Here is an 18546-nt window from a genome sequence, read left to right on the forward strand (position 1 = left end):
GATCTCCGAACACCCTGTAACTTCTAGATCACGAACACCCAGTGGTGCTGCCGCATGTGTCGCACTTCAAACACGTTCCATTGCGAACGAGGGTGAAGTTTGCACACTCAGGACAAGCCTCGCCGACATAACCTTTAAGTTTCGCCTCTGCACGCCTGGATGCGATGGAGTTCGGACCGTCTTGAGCAGGCGGTGAGAAGCCAAAGCTCACTTCTTCGATTTTTTGACTTTCTGGCTCGGCCTTCAGCGCCGTGCTGCCGCGGATCGCGTGGACCGTGCCGCCGGCCGGGGCCGACTGGCCGGCGCTCGCCGCACCGACACCCAGACTCCCGCCGGCCGGGCCACCCTGGATCAGGGTGAGCCGATCGGCCGAGCCGCGCAGCAGGCCGCGGGAGACGACCGAGGAGGCCGGCGCCGGCTTCGGACCCTCGCGGGTCGTGTCGCCGCTCTCGCCGCCGCCGATCACCGTGCCGCCGATCTCGGCGGGGCTGACATGGGCGAGGTCGGCGCGACCGAGATACGAGACCGCCAGCTCACGGAACACGTAATCGAGGAGCGAGGTCGCGTTCTTGATCGCGTCGTTGCCCTGGACGAAGCCGGCCGGCTCGAACCGCGTGAAGGTGAAGGCCTCCACGTATTCCTCCAGCGGCACGCCGTACTGGAGGCCGAGCGAGATCGCGATGGCGAAGTTGTTCATCAGGCTCCGGAAGGTCGCGCCCTCCTTGTGCATGTCGATGAAGATCTCGCCGAGGCGGCCGTCGTCGTACTCGCCGGTGCGCAGATAGACCTTGTGGCCGCCCACCACCGCCTTCTGGGTATAGCCCTTCCGGCGGGTCGGCAGCTTCTCGCGGGAGCGGATCCGCTCCACGCGCTCGATCACCCGCTCGACGATTTTCTCCGCCACCGCCGCGGCCTTGGCGGCGGCCGGGGCCTGGATCAGGGCCTCGATCCCCTCATCCGCCTCGTCGTCCTCGTCCGAGATGAGGGCGGCGTTGAGCGGCTGCGAAAGCTTGGAGCCGTCGCGGTAGAGCGCGTTCGCCTTGAGGGCGAGGCGCCACGAGAGCAGGTAGGCCGCCTTGCAATCCTCGACCGTGGCGTCGTTCGGCATGTTGATGGTCTTGGAGATCGCCCCCGAGATGAAGGGCTGCGCCGCCGCCATCATGCGGATGTGGCTCTCGACCGAGAGGTAGCGCTTGCCGATCCGGCCGCACGGGTTGGCGCAGTCAAAGACCGGGTAGTGCTCGAGCTTGAGGAAGGGCGCGCCCTCCAGGGTCATCGCCCCGCAGATATGGGTGTTGGCGGCCTCGATCTCCTTCTTGGAGAAACCGAGGAACGGCAGCAGCTCGAAGGTGGGATCCGCGAGCTTCTCGGCCGGGACCTTCAGGGTCTGGGTCAGGAAGTCGTCGCCCAGCGTCCAGCGGTTGAACACGAACTTGATGTCGAAGGCCGACTTGAGGCCCTTCTCAACAGCCGCGATCTTCTCGTCCGTGAAACCCTTGGCGCGCAGCGTCGTCGGGTTTATGCCCGGCGCCTGGCCCATCGAGCCGTGGCCAACCGCGTAGGCCTCGATCTCGGCGATCTCGGATTCACGGTAGCCGAGCGCCCGCAGGGCATCGGGGGCGGCCTGGTTGATGATCTTGAAGTAGCCGCCGCCGGCGAGCTTCTTGAACTTCACCAGAGCAAAGTCGGGCTCGATGCCGGTGGTGTCGCAATCCATCACGAGGCCGATCGTGCCGGTCGGCGCGATCACGGTAGCCTGCGCGTTGCGGTAGCCGTGCTCCTCACCGAGCTTCAGCGCCCGGTCCCAGGCGGCACGGGCATGGTCGCCCAGATCCGCCTGCGGGATGTTGGCGTGGTCGAGGGCGACCGGCGCGACGTTCAGGAACTCATAGCCCCCGGCCTCGCCATGCGCCGCCCGGCGATGGTTGCGGATCACCCGCAGCATCGCGTCGGCGTTCTCATCGTAGGCCGGGAAGGTGCCGAGCTCCGCAGCCATCTCGGCCGAGGTGGCGTAGGCGACGCCGGTCATGATCGCGGTGAGCGCGCCGGCGAGCGCCCGGCCCGCGTCGGAATCGTAGGGCAGGCCCATGGTCATCAGCAGGCCGCCGATATTGGCGTAGCCGAGGCCGAGCGTCCGGTACCGGTAGGACAGCTCCGCGATCTCCTTCGACGGGAACTGCGCCATCATCACTGAGATCTCGAGCACCACCGTCCAGAGGCGGTTCAGATGCTCGAACGCCTCCACGTCGAAGCGCTTGGTCTCCCGGTCGTACATCGTCAGCAGGTTCGCCGAGGCGAGATTGCAGGCGGTGTCGTCGAGGAACATGTACTCGGAGCACGGGTTCGAGGCCCGGATCCGCCCGCCCGCCGGGCAGGTGTGCCAGTCGTTCATCGTGGTGTTGAAGTGCAGGCCCGGATCCGCGGAAGCCCAGGCTGCCTCGCCGATCCGCTCCCAGAGCTCGCGGGCCTTCAGGGTCTTCGTGACCTTGCCGGTTGTGCGGGCCTGGAGGGCCCAGTCGGCATCCGCCTCGACGGCGCGCAGGAAGTCGTCGGTCAGCGAGACCGAGTTGTTGGAGTTCTGGCCGGCGACCGTGAGGTACGCCTCGGAATCCCAGTCGGTGTCGTAGACGGGGAAATCGATCTTGGTGAAGCCCTGGCGGGCGAACTGCACGACGCGCTTGATGTAGGCGTCCGGCACCGAGGCGCGGCGGGCGGCCTTGATCTCGCGCTTGAGCGCCGGGTTGCGCTCGGGATCGAAGCAGGCGTCGCCCTCGGCCTCGCACTGCGTGCAGGCCTTCATCACCAGGTTCAGGTGCTTGGAGACGACCTTCGAGCCGGTCACCAGGGCGGCGACCTTCTGCTCCTCCTTCACCTTCCAGTCGATGAAGGATTCGATATCCGGATGGTCGATATCGACGATCACCATCTTGGCGGCGCGGCGCGTGGTGCCGCCCGACTTGATCGCGCCGGCCGCCCGATCGCCGATCTTGAGGAAGCTCATCAGGCCGGACGACTTGCCGCCGCCGCCGAGCTTCTCGTTCTCGCCGCGCAGCATCGAGAAGTTGGAGCCGGTGCCCGAGCCGTACTTGAACAGGCGCGCCTCACGCACCCACAGGTCCATGATGCCGCCCTCGTTGACGAGGTCATCCTGGACGGACTGGATGAAGCAGGCATGCGGCTGCGGGTGCTCGTAGGCCGAGGCCGACTTGGTCAGCACGCCGGTCTGCGGGTCGCAGTAATAGTGGCCCTGGCTCGGGCCATCGATGCCGTAAGCCCAGTGCAGGCCGGTATTGAACCATTGCGGCGAGTTCGGCGCCACCATCTGGCGGGCGAACATGAAGCGCAGCTCGTCCATGAACGCCGAGGCGTCGTCCTCCGACGAGAAGTAGCCGCCCTTCCAGCCCCAGTAGGTCCAGCAGCCGGCGAGCCGGTCGAAGACCTGCGTGGCCGAGGATTCGGAGACGAAGCGCTCGTCCTCCGGCAGCTCGGCCAACGCCGCCTCATCCGGCACAGAGCGCCAGAGGAAGGACGGGACCGCGTTCTCCTCGACCTTGCGCAGCCGGGCCGGCACGCCCGCCTTGCGGAAGTACTTCTGCGCGAGGACGTCGCTCGCCACCTGGCTCCAGCTCTCCGGCACGTCGATGCCGTCGAGGCGGAAGACCACCGACCCGTCGGGGTTGCGGATCTCGCTCAGCGCCTTGCGGAAGGGGATCCCGGCGTAGGGCGATTGGCCGGCCGTGGTGTAACGACGCTCGAACCGCATGAAACACACCTCTCCCGACGAGACACGACGGTCCCGTACCCGCGCGAAGCGGGGTCTGTGCCCGATAGTGGGATTCGCGCCCGAACACGCCCGGCAGGGGGTCGTGAGTCGGTCTCGCGAACGAAATCTAGGAACGGTCGCCCCTGACCAACGCACCACAATCCAGGGGTGCGACCGATACAGGGAGATTACCGCCGCCTTAGCTCTCACGTCAACAAGTGGTGTTCGGCACGCTTGTTCCCCGCTAGATGTTGTGCCGGCTCGCAAAAGCCTGTGGATATCGTCCGCGGCGCGGATAAGTGTCCTTCCGGCTTTCGGGAATCGGAACGGGAAAATTTTAGATTCACAGGGGTCGGCGCGCGTTTTTTCGGGAACCTTCTGGGGATCCCTCGACGCGCCCTGAAGGCGTTGCCGGGGAGCGACACTTCCGTCAGCCCGCTGGACTCGCGCGCGCGCGGTCACCATAACGGCGCCGAGAAGCGCCTCCGCGGCGCGGCACGATTTCGGGATCGGCGATGGCGCTGAAGGACACTTTGCTGCGCGTCTTCACGTGGTGGAACGGCCAGACCGTCTCCCTCGCGCTTCAGACCGCGCGCACCGGCATCTTCGTTGGCGAAGACGAGTTCGGGAACAAGTACTACAAGGCCGAAGGCGCGCTCATCGACCGCTCGGTCGGCTCCGAGCGGCGCTGGGTGGTCTATAACGGCTACGCGGACGCCTCGAAGGTGCCCCCGGGCTGGCGCGGCTGGCTCTGCCACAACGTCGATCTCGCCCCGAGCGAGGAGAATTACCAGCCGAAGGCGTGGCAGAAGCCGCACATCGAGAATCAGACCGGCACGCCGAACGCGTACCGGCCGGCGGGTTCGCAGCTGTCCTGGGGGCAGCGGCCGGCGGCCACCGGCGACTACGTCTCTTGGACACCGGGCGAGTAGAGGGCGCGACACCGGCCTCCGGCGCCCTTTTGCCGCCACCGTTCCGGTGTTCATGGCGGGCCAATCCCGATCGTCCGCCGCGCAACTGAAGGCGCGGCCGGCCACCCTCGTCTAGGGGTCCGAGCCTTGAGCCGCATCACCGCCCTCGCACGCCGCGCGCTCATGTCGAGCCTCGCGCTCGCCCTCTGCGCGGGCCCTGCCGCCGCCGACAAGATCAAGAACCCGACCGCAGTGTTCTCCGGCCTCGACAAGATCACCGGCCGGATCGTCTCCTTTGAGGTGGCGGTGGACGAGACGGTGCAGTTCGGCGCTCTGCAGCTGACCCCGCGGGTCTGCTACACCCGCCCGCCGACCGAGAGCGCCAAGACCACGGCGTTCCTAGAGGTCGACGAGGTGACCCTGGACAACAAATATCGCCGGATCTTCACCGGATGGATGTTCGCGTCGAGCCCGGGCCTGCACGCGATCGAGCACCCGATCTACGACGTGTGGCTGGTCGACTGTAAGGGCGGCAGCGACGTGATCGCCGAGGCCAAGGAGCAGGAGGACGTTCCTGCCATGGCGGCGAAGCCCGAGAAGACCAAGCGCCCGAGCAAGGACGCCACCAAGACCGCGCAGCAGCTCAACGCCGCCGGCCAGGTGGACGTGGAGGCGCCGCGCGGCGTGCCGGTCCAGCCTCGCCAGAAGCCCTCGCGCAAGTTCTTCCCGTCGAACGAGGGCCCCGCGGCAGCCCCGCCGCCTACGCCGCAGCAGCCGCAGAACCTGTTCGACGCGCTGTTCCGCTAAAGCGTGATCAGAGCGTGTCCGGTTGAAGGGCGCGGGCGGCTTCCGCCGCTCCGTAATCACGAACGCAGCGATGTGACCGAGGGCAGCGCGCCGGCGGCCAGCGTGGTGCTGGCTAAATTGCCTGCTCCGCTCGCAAGGACGGCGGAGCCGACGCCATCGACTCAAACCCGCAGCTCACTGTCCCGCCTTTGGCGCGTGCGTTCGAAGGCTAGGTGCCGCCCAGCGCGTCGAGCACCTGTCCGCCCGTCACCGAACCGTCTCCGGGCCAGACGTTCCAGTCGCCAGCCTGGTCGAGGGCCTCGGCCAGCCGCCGCTTGTAGACGTGGCGCGGGAGTTCCTCGGCGCCGAACTGCGTGAGGTGCTCGGTGACGAACTGGGTGTCGGCAAGCCGGTAATGCCCGGCGCGCAGGCGTCCCATCAGGTGGACGAGGGCGACCTTCGAGGCGTCGCGCACCTCGTGAAACATGCTCTCGCCGAAGAAGGCGGCGCCCAGCGACACGCCGTACAGGCCGCCGACGAGGCGCCCGCCGGCATAAACCTCCACGGTGTGGACATAGCCGAGATCGTAGAGGGCGCCGTAGAGTTCGCGGATGCGCCCGTTGATCCAGGTGCGCTCGCTGTCCCGGCGGGGGGCGGCGCAGCCGTCGATGACGCCTGCGAAGTCGGTGTCGCACCGGACCTCGAACTGGTCCGACCGGACAGTCCGGGCGAGACGCCGCGAGACCCGGAAACCGTTGAGGGGCAGGACGCCGCGCGCCTTCGGCTCGACCCAGTAGAGGGTCGGATCCTGAGCATCCTCGGCCATCGGGAAGATGCCCGCCGCGTAGGCCTTCAGCAGAATCTCGGGGGTGATGTCCACGCGGGTGGGATCATGCATGGCGTCAGTGTCGCGCGCGGCCGGCCCGAAGGCCAGAGCCCGCGGCCGCCGCAGGCTCCCGCGGCCTCAGACCTTCATGCCCCCATCTTCCAGGAAATGCTCTAGCCAGTGGATGTCGTAAAGGCCGTTCTGCACGTCCGGGTTGCGGACCAGCGTCCGGAACAGCGGCAGCGTCGTGTCAATGCCGTCGATGACGAACTCGTCGAGCGCGCGGCGCAGGCGCATCAGACACTCGTTGCGGGTGCGGCCGTGCACGATCAGCTTGCCGATCAGCGAGTCGTAGTTCGGCGGGATCCGGTAGCCCTGGAACGCCGCCGAATCGACCCGAACGCCGAGGCCGCCCGGCGTGTGATAGTGGGTGATCTCGCCCGGCGAGGGACGGAAGGTCTCCGGGTGCTCGGCGTTGATCCGGCACTCGATGGCGTGGCCCTCGACCTTGATGTCCGCCTGGCTCACGGAGAGCGGGCCGCCCGAGGCGACCTGGATCTGCTCGATGACGAGGTCGATCCCGGTGATCATCTCAGTCACCGGATGCTCGACCTGGATCCGGGTGTTCATCTCGATGAAGTAGAACCGCCCGTCCTCGTACAGGAACTCGACAGTGCCGGCGCCGAGATAGCCGAGCTCCTTCATGGCGTTGGCGCAGACTCCGCCGATCTCGGCGCGCATCGATTCATTGAGCGCCGGCGAGCCGCCTTCCTCCCAGACCTTCTGGTGGCGGCGCTGGAGCGAGCAGTCGCGCTCGGCGAGGTGGACCGCACCGCCGCGGCCGTCCCCGAGCACCTGCACCTCGATATGGCGGGGCTTCTCGAGGTACTTCTCGAGATAGACCGCGTCGTCGCCGAACGCGGCCTTGGCCTCGGACTTGGCCATGCCGATCGCCTGCTCCAGCTCGGCCTCGGAGCGCGCGACCTTCATGCCGCGTCCGCCGCCGCCCGCAGCCGCCTTCACCAGGACCGGGTAACCGATCTCGGCGGCCACGCGCTTGGCGGTATCGGCATCCTCGACGCCGCCTTCGGAGCCCGGCACGCACGGGATACCGAGCTTGAGCGCCGTGCGCTTGGCCTCGATCTTGTCGCCCATGGTGCGGATATGCTGCGCCTTGGGACCGATGAAGCCGATCTGGTGATGGGCCAGCACCTCGGCGAAGCGGGCATTCTCCGACAGGAAGCCGTAGCCGGGATGGACCGCATCCGCGCCGGTGATCTCGCAGGCCGCGATGATCGACGGGATGTTGAGGTAGCTGTCACGGGCGGCCGGCGGCCCGATGCAGACGCTCTCGTCGGCGAGCCGCACATGCATGGCGTCGGCATCCGCCGTGGAGTGGACCGCCACGGTGGCGATTCCGAGCTCCTTCGCCGCCCGCAGGATGCGCAGGGCGATCTCGCCGCGGTTCGCGATCAGGATCTTGTCGAACATCGGACCCGTTAGGGCATCCTGGCGATCCCGGACCGCACAGGATGCTCTATCCTCTTGTTAAGCGGCGTTTTCCAGGACTGAGCGTCGATCGGCCCGGCGGACGTCCTAGCTGATGACGAGCAGGGCCTCGCCGAACTCGACCGGCTGGCCGTCCTCGACGAAGATGGCGCTGACCGTGCCGGCGCGGGGCGCCACGATCTCATTGAAGGTCTTCATCGCCTCGATGAGCAGCAGCTTGTCGCCGGCCTCGACCTTCGAGCCCACATCGACGAACGCCTTGGCGTCGGGCGAGGGGCGCAGATAGGCGGTCCCGACCATTGGCGACGGCACGGTGCCGGGCTGGGACCGCGCCGGCTCGGCCGGGGCGAGGGCGGATGGCGCCGACACAGCGGCAGGAGCGGGCGCCACCGCCGCGACCGGCGCGGGCGCCGCGACCTGGACGTTCACGGGTTCGAGCCGCCGCGCCACGCGGATGCGCAGGTCGCCCTTCTCGACCTCGATCTCGGACAGACCGGTCTCGGTGACGAGGTTGGCGAGCTCGCGCACGAGCTCGGGATCGATAGCGTCGTTCTTTGGCATCCGGCCTACTTCGTCTCGCGGCGCGTCAGTCCGTCCAACCGAGTCGGCGCTGGACCGCAGCCCTGCGGCTGGCGGCTCTTAGACGAAGGCGCCCCGCCGCGACAAGGCTGCATGCGACGCTTTCTAGGGTCCAGCGGCCCGGATCGTCAGCTCAGCAGGAAGCGTGGCCGCACTGGCGCACGTCGGCGATGGTCTTGCGCATCGGCTCGACGCCGACGGCACCCGGGATCACCTCGTCACCGATGATGAAGGCCGGCGTGCCGGACAGGCCCAGACGGTCGCCGAGCCCCCGGTTCTCGCTCAGCGCGGTCTTCACCTCGGGGGAGGCCATGTCCTTCTGGAGCTTAGTCGTGTCCACGCCGAGATCCTTGGCGACCTGGATCGCCCGGGCGCCATTCACCCGGCCCTTGGTCTCCAGGAGCTTCTGGTGGAACTCGAACAGCTTGTCGCCCTTGAGCTGCTGGCGGACCGCGATCGCCACCTGGCTGGCCTCGAGCGATTCCTGGCCGAGCACCGGGAAGTCCTTGATCACCACCCGCAGCTTCGGGTCGGACTTGATCAGCGCCTGAACGTCCCCGAGCGCCTTGCGGCAGTAGCCGCAATTGTAATCGAAGAACTCGACCATGGTGACGTCGCCCGACGGATTGCCGGCGACCACGTCGTGGGGGCCGTTGAGGAGGGCGTCACGCGACTCCTTGAGGGCGGCGGCCTGGGCGAGGCGCTGCGTCTCGGCCTGCTGCTTCTCGGCCTCGGCGAGGGCCTCCTGAAGCACCTCGGGGTGCTTGATCAGGTATTCCTTGACGATCGCCTCGATGCCGGCGCGCTGCGCATCCGTGAAGGGCGCGGCGGGCGGCGCCGCATTCTGGGCGAGTGCCGGGACGGCAACGAGGCCGAGCGCCAGGGCCAGCGCGGGCAGGGGGCGGATGAAGGGCATGGATCCTCGCTTGCGCGGCAAGCCGGCCCGCGCGTGGCGCGAGCGGTAGGGACTGGGTTAGGCGTTTTCGCGGCGTTCGGTCAATTCCAGCCAGTGCCACGTTCAGCGGCGCGGCAGCTGTCAGCGGTTCGCGAGGCCGGATGAGCGGGCGCGGAGCGCCCACACACAGACCCGTCATCCCGGGGCCGCGGAGCGGAGCCCGGGATCCAGATCCGCCGACACAGCAGATCCTGCCGACGACGTGGTTCTGGTTTCCGGGCTCGCCTGCGGCGCCCCGGAAAGACGGTCCTGAACCCAGGAGGGTTCCGCCGCCATCGGGCTTGGCCTCGGCTTGAGGCAGGGACCGCGAGGGTCTAACCCCCGAGACCCCGGCTTCGCCCGGCGCAGAGCAGAACCCCATGACCCCGATCTCCCGGCGAGCCGCCGCCGTCCAGCCGTTCCTCGCCATGGACGTCATGGCCGCCGCGGCCGCCAAGGCGCGGGCGGGCGACGACCTGGTGCGGATGGAGGTCGGCCAGCCCTCGGCGCCGGCGCCGCGGGCGGTGATCGCGGCCGCTCAGGCGGCTCTCGCCACCGGCCGCGTCCCCTACACCGAAGCCCTCGGCCTGCCCGCCCTGCGCGAGCGGATCGCCCGCGACTACGCCGAGCGGCACGGTGTCCCGGTCAGCCCGGAGCGGGTGGTGATCACCACCGGCTCCTCGGCGGGCTTCGTGCTCGCCTTCATGAGCCTGTTCGATGCCGGTGCCCGCGTGGCTGTGCCGCAGCCGGGCTACCCAGCCTATCGGAGCATCCTGGCCGCCCTCGACCTCGTGCCGGCCCCGATGGTCCTGCGCGCGGAGGACCGTTTCGCACCGACCGCCGCGCTGCTGCGCGAGACGCACGCACGGGAGCCGGTGGCCGGCGCCCTGGTGATGAGCCCGGCGAACCCTTCGGGCACCGTAATCACCGAGACCGCCCTGCGCGATCTCTGCACGGCCGCGCACGCGCTGGGCCTGCCCTTGATCTCCGACGAGATCTATCACGGCCTCAGCTACGGCGTCCCTACGGTGACGGCCCTGCGCTTCGACCCCGACGCCGTGGTGATCAACTCTTTCTCAAAGTACCATTGCATGACCGGCTGGCGGGTCGGCTGGATGGTCGTGCCGGAAGCGCTGGTCCGCCCGATCGAGCGGCTGGCGCAGAATCTCTATATCTCGGCGCCCTACCTCTCGCAGATCGGTGCGCTGGCGGCCTTCGACGCGACGGAAGAGCTCGACGCGGTCCGCGACGGCTACGCACGTAACCGCGCGATCCTGCTGGACGCGCTGCCGGGCCTGGGCCTCGGCCGCGTGCACCCGGCCGACGGCGCCTTCTACCTCTACGCCGACGTATCGGGCCTGACCAACGACGCCCCGACCTTCTGCCGGCGGATGCTCGACGAGGCCCTCGTCGCGGCAACTCCGGGTCTCGATTTCGACCCGGAGCTGGGCCACCACCACGTCCGGTTCTCGTTCGCCGGCTCGGAGGCCGAGTGCCGCGAGGCGGTGGCGCGACTCCGGACCTGGCTGCGCTGACCGCTCAGGCGGCCACCGGCACGAGCGCGCCGACCGCCTCGGGCAGCTGCGAGAAATGCTCGATCACCCGGTCGGGCCCGAGTTCGGTGACCGGCCGGTCGGTGTAGCCGAAGGTCACGGCGACCACCGGGATGCCGGCGGCCTTGGCGGTGTCGATGTCGGTCCGGGAATCGCCGACCATCACGGCCCGCGCCGGGTCGCCTCCGGCGCGCGCAATCGTGTCGGTGAGGTGCCGCGGGTCGGGCTTGAATTGCGGAAAGGTATCGCGGCCGCAGATCGCCGCGAACCGGTCGCCGATCCCCAGGATCCGCAGGAGCTCCACCGACTGGTCCTCGTACTTGTTGGTGCAGACCGCGAGGCGGAAGCCCACCGCCTCCAGTGCGTCGAGCGCCTCGACCACGCCCGGGTACAGGTGGGAGGTGTCGGCGAGGTGCTCGCCGTAATGGGCGATGAAGGCGTCGAACAGCCGGTCGTGGTCTTCCGGGGAGAGCGCGCGGCCTTCCGCCTCGAAGCCGCGCCGGATCAGCGCCTTGGCGCCGGCACCGATCAGCCCGCGCGCCTGCGACAGCGGCAGCTCGGCCAGCCCCTCCCGCTTCATCAGCACGTTGAGCGTGCCGATCAAGTCGCCTGCGGTTTCAGCGAGGGTTCCGTCCAGGTCGAATACGGCGATCGGCGGGCGGGTCGTCGGTTCGGCGGACATTATGACGGGACTCCTGCTGGCTGGCGCCTTCGCTAACGGGGCCTGCAGAGGCGAGCAAGCCGGCGGACGGAATGACAGAGGCGCCGTCGGCTCCCTGCTCCACGCGTCGCAGCCACCCGTCATTCCGAGTCGCCGCAGGCGAGCCCGGAATCCAGAACCGCGGACGTAGCCAGATTTTGCACTCGGAGTGCGTCTGGATTCCGGGCTCCGCTGCACGGCCCCGGAATGACAACAGAGATCGATTACCCGAACACGGCCGGCCGCGTGACCTGAAGCGGTGCATCCCTCGGCCGCATGCCCCAGACTCGCCCGAAAGCCCAGCGACATGCACGGCAGACCAGCCCCCGGGACCGCCGATGAAACCGTCTCTGTCCATCCTGGCCATTTGCGCCGCGCTTCACGCCGTGCCGGCCGCCGCGACCTCCTTCGAGTTCGTCCCCGCGCCACAGACCGACCTCAACCGGATGTACCGCGTCGACAAGGTCACCGGCGAGGTGACCTCCTGCCAGTACGGCCTCCAGGAATCGGCCGGCGGCATCGGCCAGACGGTCTGCTTCGGGGCCGGCGAGGGCGCCGGTCCGCAGACCCCGTCGGAATACGGGCTGGTGGCGAGCCGGCACACCCGAGAGGCCGGCGTCTTCCGGGTGAATTACCGGACGGGCGAGATGAGCATCTGCTTCGTGCTGGTGAAGAAGGAGCAGGTCGTCTGCACGCAACAGGGTAAGCCCGGCGCCGACGGCTCGTCCGACGCCCCCCTGACCGGGCCGGCGCCCGGCCGGGCCGGAGCCAGCGCGACGCCGACACAAGGCGGCCGGCCGTAACGCGTCATCGTCGCCTCCGGCGTTCCGGTCGGCCGTGTCACGTGCTACGGGCCGACGAACCTTCGGGGAAAGACTTTCAGCCCATGACGCGCCATCGTTCGATTTGTCCCGCCAAGCGGACGCTCACCCGGTGAGCGGGCCGGACCTTCGCCGGGCCGCGGCGGCCCGCGCGCTCGACCTCGTCGAGCCCGGCATGCGCCTTGGGCTCGGCACCGGCTCGACGGCCGCCGCCTTCGTGGCGCTGCTCGGCGAGCGGGTCCGCGACGGGCTCGACATCGTCGGCGTGCCGACCTCCGAGGCGACGCGGGTGCAGGCCGAGGGCCTCGGCATCCGTCTTGCCACCCTCGACACGATGCCCGAGCTCGACCTGACCATCGACGGCGCCGACGAAGTCGACGACCAGTTGCGGCTGATCAAGGGCGGCGGCGCGGCGCTCCTGCGCGAGAAGATCGTCGCCTGCGCGAGCCGCCGCATGGTCGTCATCGCCGATGCCGCCAAGCGGGTCAGCCGACTCGGCGCCTTCCCGCTGCCGATCGAGGTCAATCCCTTCGGTCTCACGGCCACGCACCGCGCGGTCGAAGCGGCGGTCGCGGCTGCCGGCTGCGCGGGCGAAGTCCGGCTGCGCCGCCACGCCGACGGCAAGCCTCTGGTCACCGACGGCGGGCATCATATCCTCGACGCCCATCTCGGCGCGATTCCCGATCCGGAAACGCTCGGCGCGGCGCTGTGGTCGGTGCCGGGCGTGGTCGAGCACGGCCTGTTCCTCGGGATCGCCGACGCCGCCATCCTGGCGGCCGCGCAGGACGGACAGGCCGAGGTCACTGTTCTCGGCAGCCTCGCCTGAGGCGCCACCCTCCTCGCAGGCCCTCCTCGCAAGAAAGTCCAGCATGTCCCGACGCCTCACCGCCGCGCCCAGCCTCGCGCTCGGCCTCGCGCTTCTGGCACTCCCCCACGCGGCCGTCGCTCAGGCCAACAAGGGCGGTGCGGCCAAGCCGGCTGCGCAGCCGAGCACGCCGGCCGCCAACACCCCCGCCGCTCCGGCTTACACGCCGAGCCATCTCGCGCTCGCCCGCGAGGTGATGCTCAGCTCCGGCATCGCCCGCTCGTTCGACTCGGTGCTGCCCGCCTTCGCCGACCAGATCCGCAAGCAGTCCGTCACCCGGCCCGAGCTCGCCAAGGATCTCGACGAGGTCCTGGCCTCGCTGCAGCCGGAAATGGAGTTGCAGAAGCAGCGGATGATCGACATCGCGGCGCGGACCTACGCGGCGAAGTTCTCGGAGGCCGAGCTGAAGGAGATCGCGACTTTCTTCCGCTCGCCCGCCGGCAAGCACTACGTCGAGGCGCAGCCGCAGCTGCTCGACGAGATGGTGCAGGAGATGCAGGACTGGACCCAGGACGTCTCCGAGTACGTCATGGTCCGCGTGCGCGCCGAGATGGGCAAGCGCGGGCACCAGATGCAGTGAGGGCGGCCGCTCCCGGCGGCGGATCGTCGTGACGACGGCCCGATGAGCGCGGCGGGCCGGCTCTACGCGGCCGGCGGGGTGCTCCTCGCCGTCATGCCGCTCGCGATGGTGCTCGCCAACCGCTCCAGCCCGGTCGTGGTCGGGCTGGCGGCGCTCGCCTTCCTGGCCGGCCGATGGGTCGAGGATCGCGCAGCCCTGCGGGTGCATCTGCTGGCGCCGCTGGCGACGCCCCTGGCCGGAGCCGCGCTCGCCTTCCTCGCCTGGGCGCTCGCCGCGCTCGCGTGGAGCCCGTTTCCGACCGTCTCCCTGCGGGTCCTCACCGAGTTCCTGCCGACCCTGCTCGCCGCCTACCTGCTGGCCTGCCTGGCGCCCGGCCGCATCCCGGCCTTCGCTCCCCGACTCGCGGCGGCGGCGCTCGCCCTCGGCGGCGTTCTGATCGCCGTGGACCTCGCGGCGGATCTTGCCCTCGAACGGGCCCTGGGACGGCGCGTCGCCGCCTTCGTGCACAACCGGCCGGCGCTGACCCTCGATCTCGTGGCCGGCCCGGTCGCCCTGGTGCTGTGGCGCAGGGACGCCCGCTTGTGGGCCGCGGCGGCGTTCGTCTTGGCGGCGCTGGGTGTGCTGCGCTCGATCAGCGGGGCCGCGCAGCTCGGCCTTCTCGCGGGCGCCGCGATGTTCGTCGCGGCAAGGCTGCTGCCGCGGCGGATCGGCCTCGGGCTCGCCGGCCTCGGCCTCGGCCTCGCGGTGGCGCTTGCGCCCGTGGAAGGCGACCTGCTCGCCCGGATGATGCCGGAGGCGGCCCACGAGCGCCTGGTGCAATCCTCGTCGCGGGCGAGGGTCGCCATCGCGCGCAGCTTCGGGGCGGCGGTGGCCGCCGATCCCTGGCGCGGCGCCGGAACCGGCACGAGCGCGCGCTTCGCCGAGACGCCCATCGCCCAGGCGCTGCCGGCCGAGATGCGGGTGCTCCTCGGCGTCGGGCATCCGCACAACAGCTTCCTGCAGGTCTGGGCCGAGCTGGGCCTGCCCGGCGCGATCCTGGCCGCGCTCACCCTGATGCTGATGCTCGCTCGGGTGGCGCGGCTGGACCAGCCGGACCGGGCCGCGGCGCTCGGCCTCGTCGCCTGCGCGGCCGCGATCGCCTTTGTGGAGCATAACGGCTGGGCCGCGTGGTGGACGGCGGGGCTCGGCGCTGCCATCTCGTGGCTGCGCGAGGCCGCCCGGCCGCGCGCGGAGACGGCATCCGGGAAGGACGGTCCGGCATGAGCGATTTCGACGTCGACCTCTTCGTCATCGGCGGCGGTTCGGGCGGGGTCCGGGCGGCGCGGATCGCGGCGGGCTACGGGGCCAAGGTGATGCTGGCCGAGGAATACCGTGTCGGCGGCACCTGCGTGATCCGCGGCTGCGTCCCCAAGAAGCTGATGGTCTATGCCGGACGCTTCGCCGACGAGTTCGAGGACGCGGCCGGCTTCGGCTGGACTTTGGAGCGCCCGCGCTTCGACTGGAGCGTGCTCAAGAGCCGCCGCGACGCCGAGGTGACCCGGCTCGAAGGCATCTACGACGCGAATCTGATCCGGGCCGGCGTGGAGATCGTGCCCGAACGCGCCGTGATCGAGGACGCGCACACCGTGCGCCTGCTGAGATCCGACCGGCGTGTCCGGGCGGAGCGGATCCTGGTGGCCGTCGGCGCACATCCGCTCAAGGAGCCGGCCGTGCCGGGCATTGAGCTGGCGATCACCTCCAACGAGGTGTTCGAGCTGGAGCGCCTGCCGGAACGCATCCTGGTGATCGGCGGGGGCTACATCGCGGTGGAATTCGCCGGTGTATTCGCGGCGCTCGGCAGCCGCACCACCCTGCTGCACCGGGGCGACAAGCTGCTGCGCGGCTTCGACGACGAGGTCCGCGACGCCCTCGCCGAGGCCTATGGACGTCGCATGGACCTGCGCCTCGGGCGCAACCTGACCCGCATCGAGCGGCAGGCCGGCGGCCTCTGCGCCCGGCTCGACGACGGCAGCACGATCGAGGCCGACGAGATCCTCGTCGCCACCGGCCGGCGGCCGAACGTCGCCGGGCTCGGCCTCGACCGCGTCGGCATCGAGACGGATGCGGCCGGCGCGATCCCGGTTGACGCCTACTCGCAGACCAAGGTCCCGTCGATCTACGCGGTCGGCGACGTCACGAACCGCGCCAACCTGACCCCGGTGGCGATCCGCGAGGGCCACGCCTTCGCCGACACGGTGTTCGGCGGCAAACCGTCCTGCGTCGATCACCGCCTGATCCCGACGGCGGTGTTCTCGACCCCAGAGATCGGCGTCGTCGGCCACACCGAGGCGGCCGCCCGCGAGGTCTACGGCAAGATCGACGTCTACAAGGCCCGCTTCCGCCCCATGAAGGCGACGCTGTCGGGCCGCGAGGAGCGGATCCTCATGAAGGTGATCGTCGATTGCGCCAGCGACCGCGTGGTCGGCGTTCACATCTTCGGCCACGATGCCGGCGAGGTGATCCAGGCGGTGGGCATCGCCGTGACGATGGGCGCCACCAAGGCCGATTTCGACCGGACTATCGCGGTCCACCCAACGGCGGCCGAGGAGCTGGTGACCATGCGGGTTCCGGAGGTCACCAAGCATCCGGTCGGCGTCGGCTGAGGTCTCCGCGGCGGCCAGGCCTCGACGCGGTGCCCGACCGAGCCATATCAGGGGCATGGGCAAGCAGGGCGCAGGCAAGGGACGACGCGGGGACGACGCGCATGCGCGCAGGCAGGCGATCATCGATGGCCTGCTCGCGGACGCGCTGCGCCCGGCATTCCATCGCCCGCCGAGCCACGACGCGCTGGCGGCCGATATCCGCCGCGCCATCGACCGGCTGCTCGCGAAGGCGGAGGCGCAGCGGAGCCGCAACCTGACCTACGACGATCTGGAAGAGGCCCTGCCGCCGCGCGACGTCTCGGCGGAAGACCTCGAGGCGATCTTCTGGATCCTGGCCGAGCACGGCATCGAGGTCGAGGACGGCGAGGCCTGACGCCGGGGCGCGCCTGCCCCCGGTTTCCGGCACTCGCAACTCGGCGGGAACCTCTCTATAAGCCGCGCTTCGCGCACGAGGCGCGATCGCACGAAGGGGTGCGCGGAGAGAGGTCATGGGCGAGCGTTGGACACCGAAGAGCTGGAGGCATCTGCCGATCGAGCAGGTCCCCACCTATCCGGACGCTGCTGCCCTCGGTGCGGTCGAGACTCAGATCGCGAGCTTCCCGCCGCTCGTCTTTGCCGGTGAGGCCCGCAAGCTGAAATCGGCGCTCGCGCGCGTCTCGGAGGGTCAGGCATTCCTTCTCCAGGGCGGTGACTGCGCCGAGAGCTTCGACGAGCACTCCGCCGACAACATCCGCGATTTCTTCCGGGTGTTCCTGCAGATGGCGATGGTGCTCACCTTCGCGGGCGGATCGCCCGTGGTGAAGGTCGGGCGCATCGCCGGGCAGTTCGCCAAGCCGCGCTCCTCGCCCACCGAGACCCTCGAGGGCGTAAGCCTGCCGAGCTACCGGGGCGACATCATCAACGGCATCGGCTTCACCGAGGAGTCGCGGATCCCGGATCCGCGCCGTCAGCTCGAGGCGTACCGCCAGTCGGCCGCGACCCTCAACCTGCTGCGCGCCTTCGCCACCGGCGGCTACGCCAACCTAGAGAACGCGCATCGCTGGATGCTGGGCTTCGTGAAGGATTCGCCGCAATCCTCGCGCTACCAGGATGTCGCCGGCCGGATGACCGACGCCCTCGATTTCATGCGGGCGATTGGCATCAATCCGGAGACGCACCCGGAGGTGCGGACCACCGACTTCTACACCAGCCACGAGGCCCTGCTGCTCGGTTACGAGGAGGCGCTGACCCGCGTCGATTCGACCACCGGCGACTGGTATGCGACCTCCGGGCACATGCTGTGGATCGGCGACCGCACCCGGCAGCCGGATCATGCCCACGTGGAATACGCCCGCGGCATCAAGAATCCGATCGGCCTGAAGTGCGGTCCGTCCATGAAGGCGGATGGCCTCATCCGGCTGATCGATCAGCTCAACCCGGAGAACGAGCCCGGGCGTCTGAGCCTGATCTGCCGGTTCGGGGCCGACAAGGTCGGCGATCACCTGCCGGCCCTGATCCGGGCCGTCGAGCGCGAGGGCCGCAAGGTGGTGTGGATCTGCGATCCGATGCACGGCAACACGATCCCGGCGGGCCGCTACAAGACCCGGCCGTTCGAGCGGGTCATGCAGGAGATCGAGGGCTTCTTCGGCGTCCATCGGTCCGAGGGCACCATCGCGGGCGGCATCCACCTGGAGATGACCGGCAAGGACGTCACCGAGTGCACGGGCGGCGCCCGGGCGCTGACGGCCGACGACCTGCAGGACCGCTACCATACCTACTGCGATCCGCGCCTTAACGCCGAGCAGGCGCTGGAAGTCGCGTTCCGCACGGCCGAGCTGGTCAAGGCCGAGCGCAGTCACGTGGAGCGCCCGCGTCTCGACGCGGCGGAGTAGCGCGCCAACCACCGAAGCCGGTGATTTTCGCACCGGGCTTCGGGAAGGCCCCTTGTCATCCCGAGGCCGCGCAGCGGAGCCCGGGATCCACAGCCGCCGCAGTGCCAGATAGGGTATCGGTTTCGGCTCTGGTTTCCGGGCTCGCCTGCGGCGCCCCGGAAAGACGGCGTGGGAGGTTCGGCTGAAGTCGATATTGCGTGAACCCG

The 18546-nt window shown here is 69.5% G+C and carries 16 protein-coding genes; 10 read left to right on the forward strand and 6 right to left on the reverse strand.

Annotation, left to right across the window (positions count from 1 at the left end; genetic code table 11):
* Nucleotides 1–28: 28 nt before the first annotated feature.
* The gene (locus ABIE45_RS12800) at nucleotides 29–3763 is read right to left on the reverse strand and encodes a vitamin B12-dependent ribonucleotide reductase (protein WP_192707059.1); all 3735 of its coding nucleotides are present in this window, start codon (nucleotides 3761–3763) and stop codon (nucleotides 29–31) included.
* Nucleotides 3764–4278: 515 nt separating this feature from the next.
* Between ABIE45_RS12800 and ABIE45_RS12805 the strand changes: the two genes are divergently transcribed.
* Nucleotides 4279–4695, forward strand: coding sequence for an NADH:ubiquinone oxidoreductase subunit NDUFA12 (locus ABIE45_RS12805; protein WP_192707060.1), 417 nt, complete (start codon nucleotides 4279–4281; stop codon nucleotides 4693–4695).
* A gap of 126 nt (nucleotides 4696–4821) precedes the next feature.
* Nucleotides 4822–5481 carry a DUF2155 domain-containing protein gene (locus ABIE45_RS12810; RefSeq protein WP_192707061.1) on the forward strand — a complete coding sequence of 220 codons (660 nt, stop codon included), beginning with the start codon at nucleotides 4822–4824 and terminating at the stop codon, nucleotides 5479–5481.
* Nucleotides 5482–5689: 208 nt separating this feature from the next.
* On the opposite strand, the gene aat is transcribed toward ABIE45_RS12810, so the two are convergent.
* The 4 genes from aat to ABIE45_RS12830 all read right to left on the reverse strand — a co-directional run bounded on the left by aat (nucleotide 5690) and on the right by ABIE45_RS12830 (nucleotide 9290).
* Nucleotides 5690–6358 carry a leucyl/phenylalanyl-tRNA--protein transferase gene (aat, locus tag ABIE45_RS12815; RefSeq protein ID WP_192707062.1) on the reverse strand — a complete coding sequence of 223 codons (669 nt, stop codon included), beginning with the start codon at nucleotides 6356–6358 and terminating at the stop codon, nucleotides 5690–5692.
* A 66-nt stretch (nucleotides 6359–6424) separates the two neighbouring features.
* On the reverse strand, nucleotides 6425–7777 hold the full coding sequence (gene accC, locus ABIE45_RS12820) for an acetyl-CoA carboxylase biotin carboxylase subunit (RefSeq protein WP_192707063.1): 1353 nt from the start codon (nucleotides 7775–7777) through the stop codon (nucleotides 6425–6427).
* Nucleotides 7778–7882: 105 nt separating this feature from the next.
* Entirely contained in the window at nucleotides 7883–8356 is a 474-nt protein-coding gene (accB, locus tag ABIE45_RS12825; RefSeq protein ID WP_192707064.1) for an acetyl-CoA carboxylase biotin carboxyl carrier protein, read from the reverse strand.
* Nucleotides 8357–8507: 151 nt separating this feature from the next.
* Nucleotides 8508–9290, reverse strand: a complete 783-nt coding sequence (locus tag ABIE45_RS12830; protein WP_192707065.1) for a DsbA family protein — start codon at nucleotides 9288–9290, stop codon at nucleotides 8508–8510.
* A 398-nt stretch (nucleotides 9291–9688) separates the two neighbouring features.
* Here ABIE45_RS12830 and ABIE45_RS12835 point away from each other — a divergent pair, with 398 nt between their 5' ends.
* Complete coding sequence (locus ABIE45_RS12835) at nucleotides 9689–10843, forward strand: aminotransferase class I/II-fold pyridoxal phosphate-dependent enzyme (RefSeq protein ID WP_192707066.1); 1155 nt, start codon at nucleotides 9689–9691, stop codon at nucleotides 10841–10843.
* Nucleotides 10844–10847: 4 nt separating this feature from the next.
* Here the strand turns inward: ABIE45_RS12835 and gph are convergent, their stop codons facing one another.
* A complete protein-coding gene (gene gph / locus ABIE45_RS12840; protein WP_192707067.1) occupies nucleotides 10848–11543 on the reverse strand; it encodes a phosphoglycolate phosphatase in 696 nt (231 codons plus the stop codon).
* A 356-nt stretch (nucleotides 11544–11899) separates the two neighbouring features.
* Here gph and ABIE45_RS12845 point away from each other — a divergent pair, with 356 nt between their 5' ends.
* The 7 genes from ABIE45_RS12845 to ABIE45_RS12875 all read left to right on the forward strand — a co-directional run bounded on the left by ABIE45_RS12845 (nucleotide 11900) and on the right by ABIE45_RS12875 (nucleotide 18340).
* The gene (locus ABIE45_RS12845; RefSeq protein ID WP_192707068.1) at nucleotides 11900–12364 is read left to right on the forward strand and encodes a hypothetical protein; all 465 of its coding nucleotides are present in this window, start codon (nucleotides 11900–11902) and stop codon (nucleotides 12362–12364) included.
* 130 nt (nucleotides 12365–12494) lie between these two features.
* Nucleotides 12495–13208 carry a ribose-5-phosphate isomerase RpiA gene (gene rpiA, locus ABIE45_RS12850; RefSeq protein ID WP_192707069.1) on the forward strand — a complete coding sequence of 238 codons (714 nt, stop codon included), beginning with the start codon at nucleotides 12495–12497 and terminating at the stop codon, nucleotides 13206–13208.
* Between the two features lie 43 nt (nucleotides 13209–13251).
* Nucleotides 13252–13827: a DUF2059 domain-containing protein gene (locus tag ABIE45_RS12855; RefSeq protein WP_192707070.1), complete on the forward strand. Its 576-nt coding sequence runs from the start codon at nucleotides 13252–13254 to the stop codon at nucleotides 13825–13827.
* A gap of 42 nt (nucleotides 13828–13869) precedes the next feature.
* Nucleotides 13870–15090, forward strand: coding sequence for an O-antigen ligase family protein (locus ABIE45_RS12860; protein WP_192707071.1), 1221 nt, complete (start codon nucleotides 13870–13872; stop codon nucleotides 15088–15090).
* Complete coding sequence (gene gor, locus ABIE45_RS12865; RefSeq protein ID WP_192707072.1) at nucleotides 15087–16469, forward strand: glutathione-disulfide reductase; 1383 nt, start codon at nucleotides 15087–15089, stop codon at nucleotides 16467–16469. The genes ABIE45_RS12860 and gor overlap by 4 nt, the downstream gene beginning before the upstream one ends.
* A 55-nt stretch (nucleotides 16470–16524) precedes the next feature.
* Nucleotides 16525–16842, forward strand: a complete 318-nt coding sequence (locus tag ABIE45_RS12870) for an RNA polymerase sigma factor region1.1 domain-containing protein (RefSeq protein WP_192707073.1) — start codon at nucleotides 16525–16527, stop codon at nucleotides 16840–16842.
* Between the two features lie 115 nt (nucleotides 16843–16957).
* A complete protein-coding gene (locus tag ABIE45_RS12875; protein ID WP_192707074.1) occupies nucleotides 16958–18340 on the forward strand; it encodes a class II 3-deoxy-7-phosphoheptulonate synthase in 1383 nt (460 codons plus the stop codon).
* The last annotated feature ends 206 nt before the right edge of the window (nucleotides 18341–18546 follow it).

This window comes from Methylobacterium sp. OAE515 (genome assembly GCF_041806315.1).
In the GTDB taxonomy this organism is placed as follows: Bacteria; Pseudomonadota; Alphaproteobacteria; order Rhizobiales; family Beijerinckiaceae; genus Methylobacterium; species Methylobacterium tardum.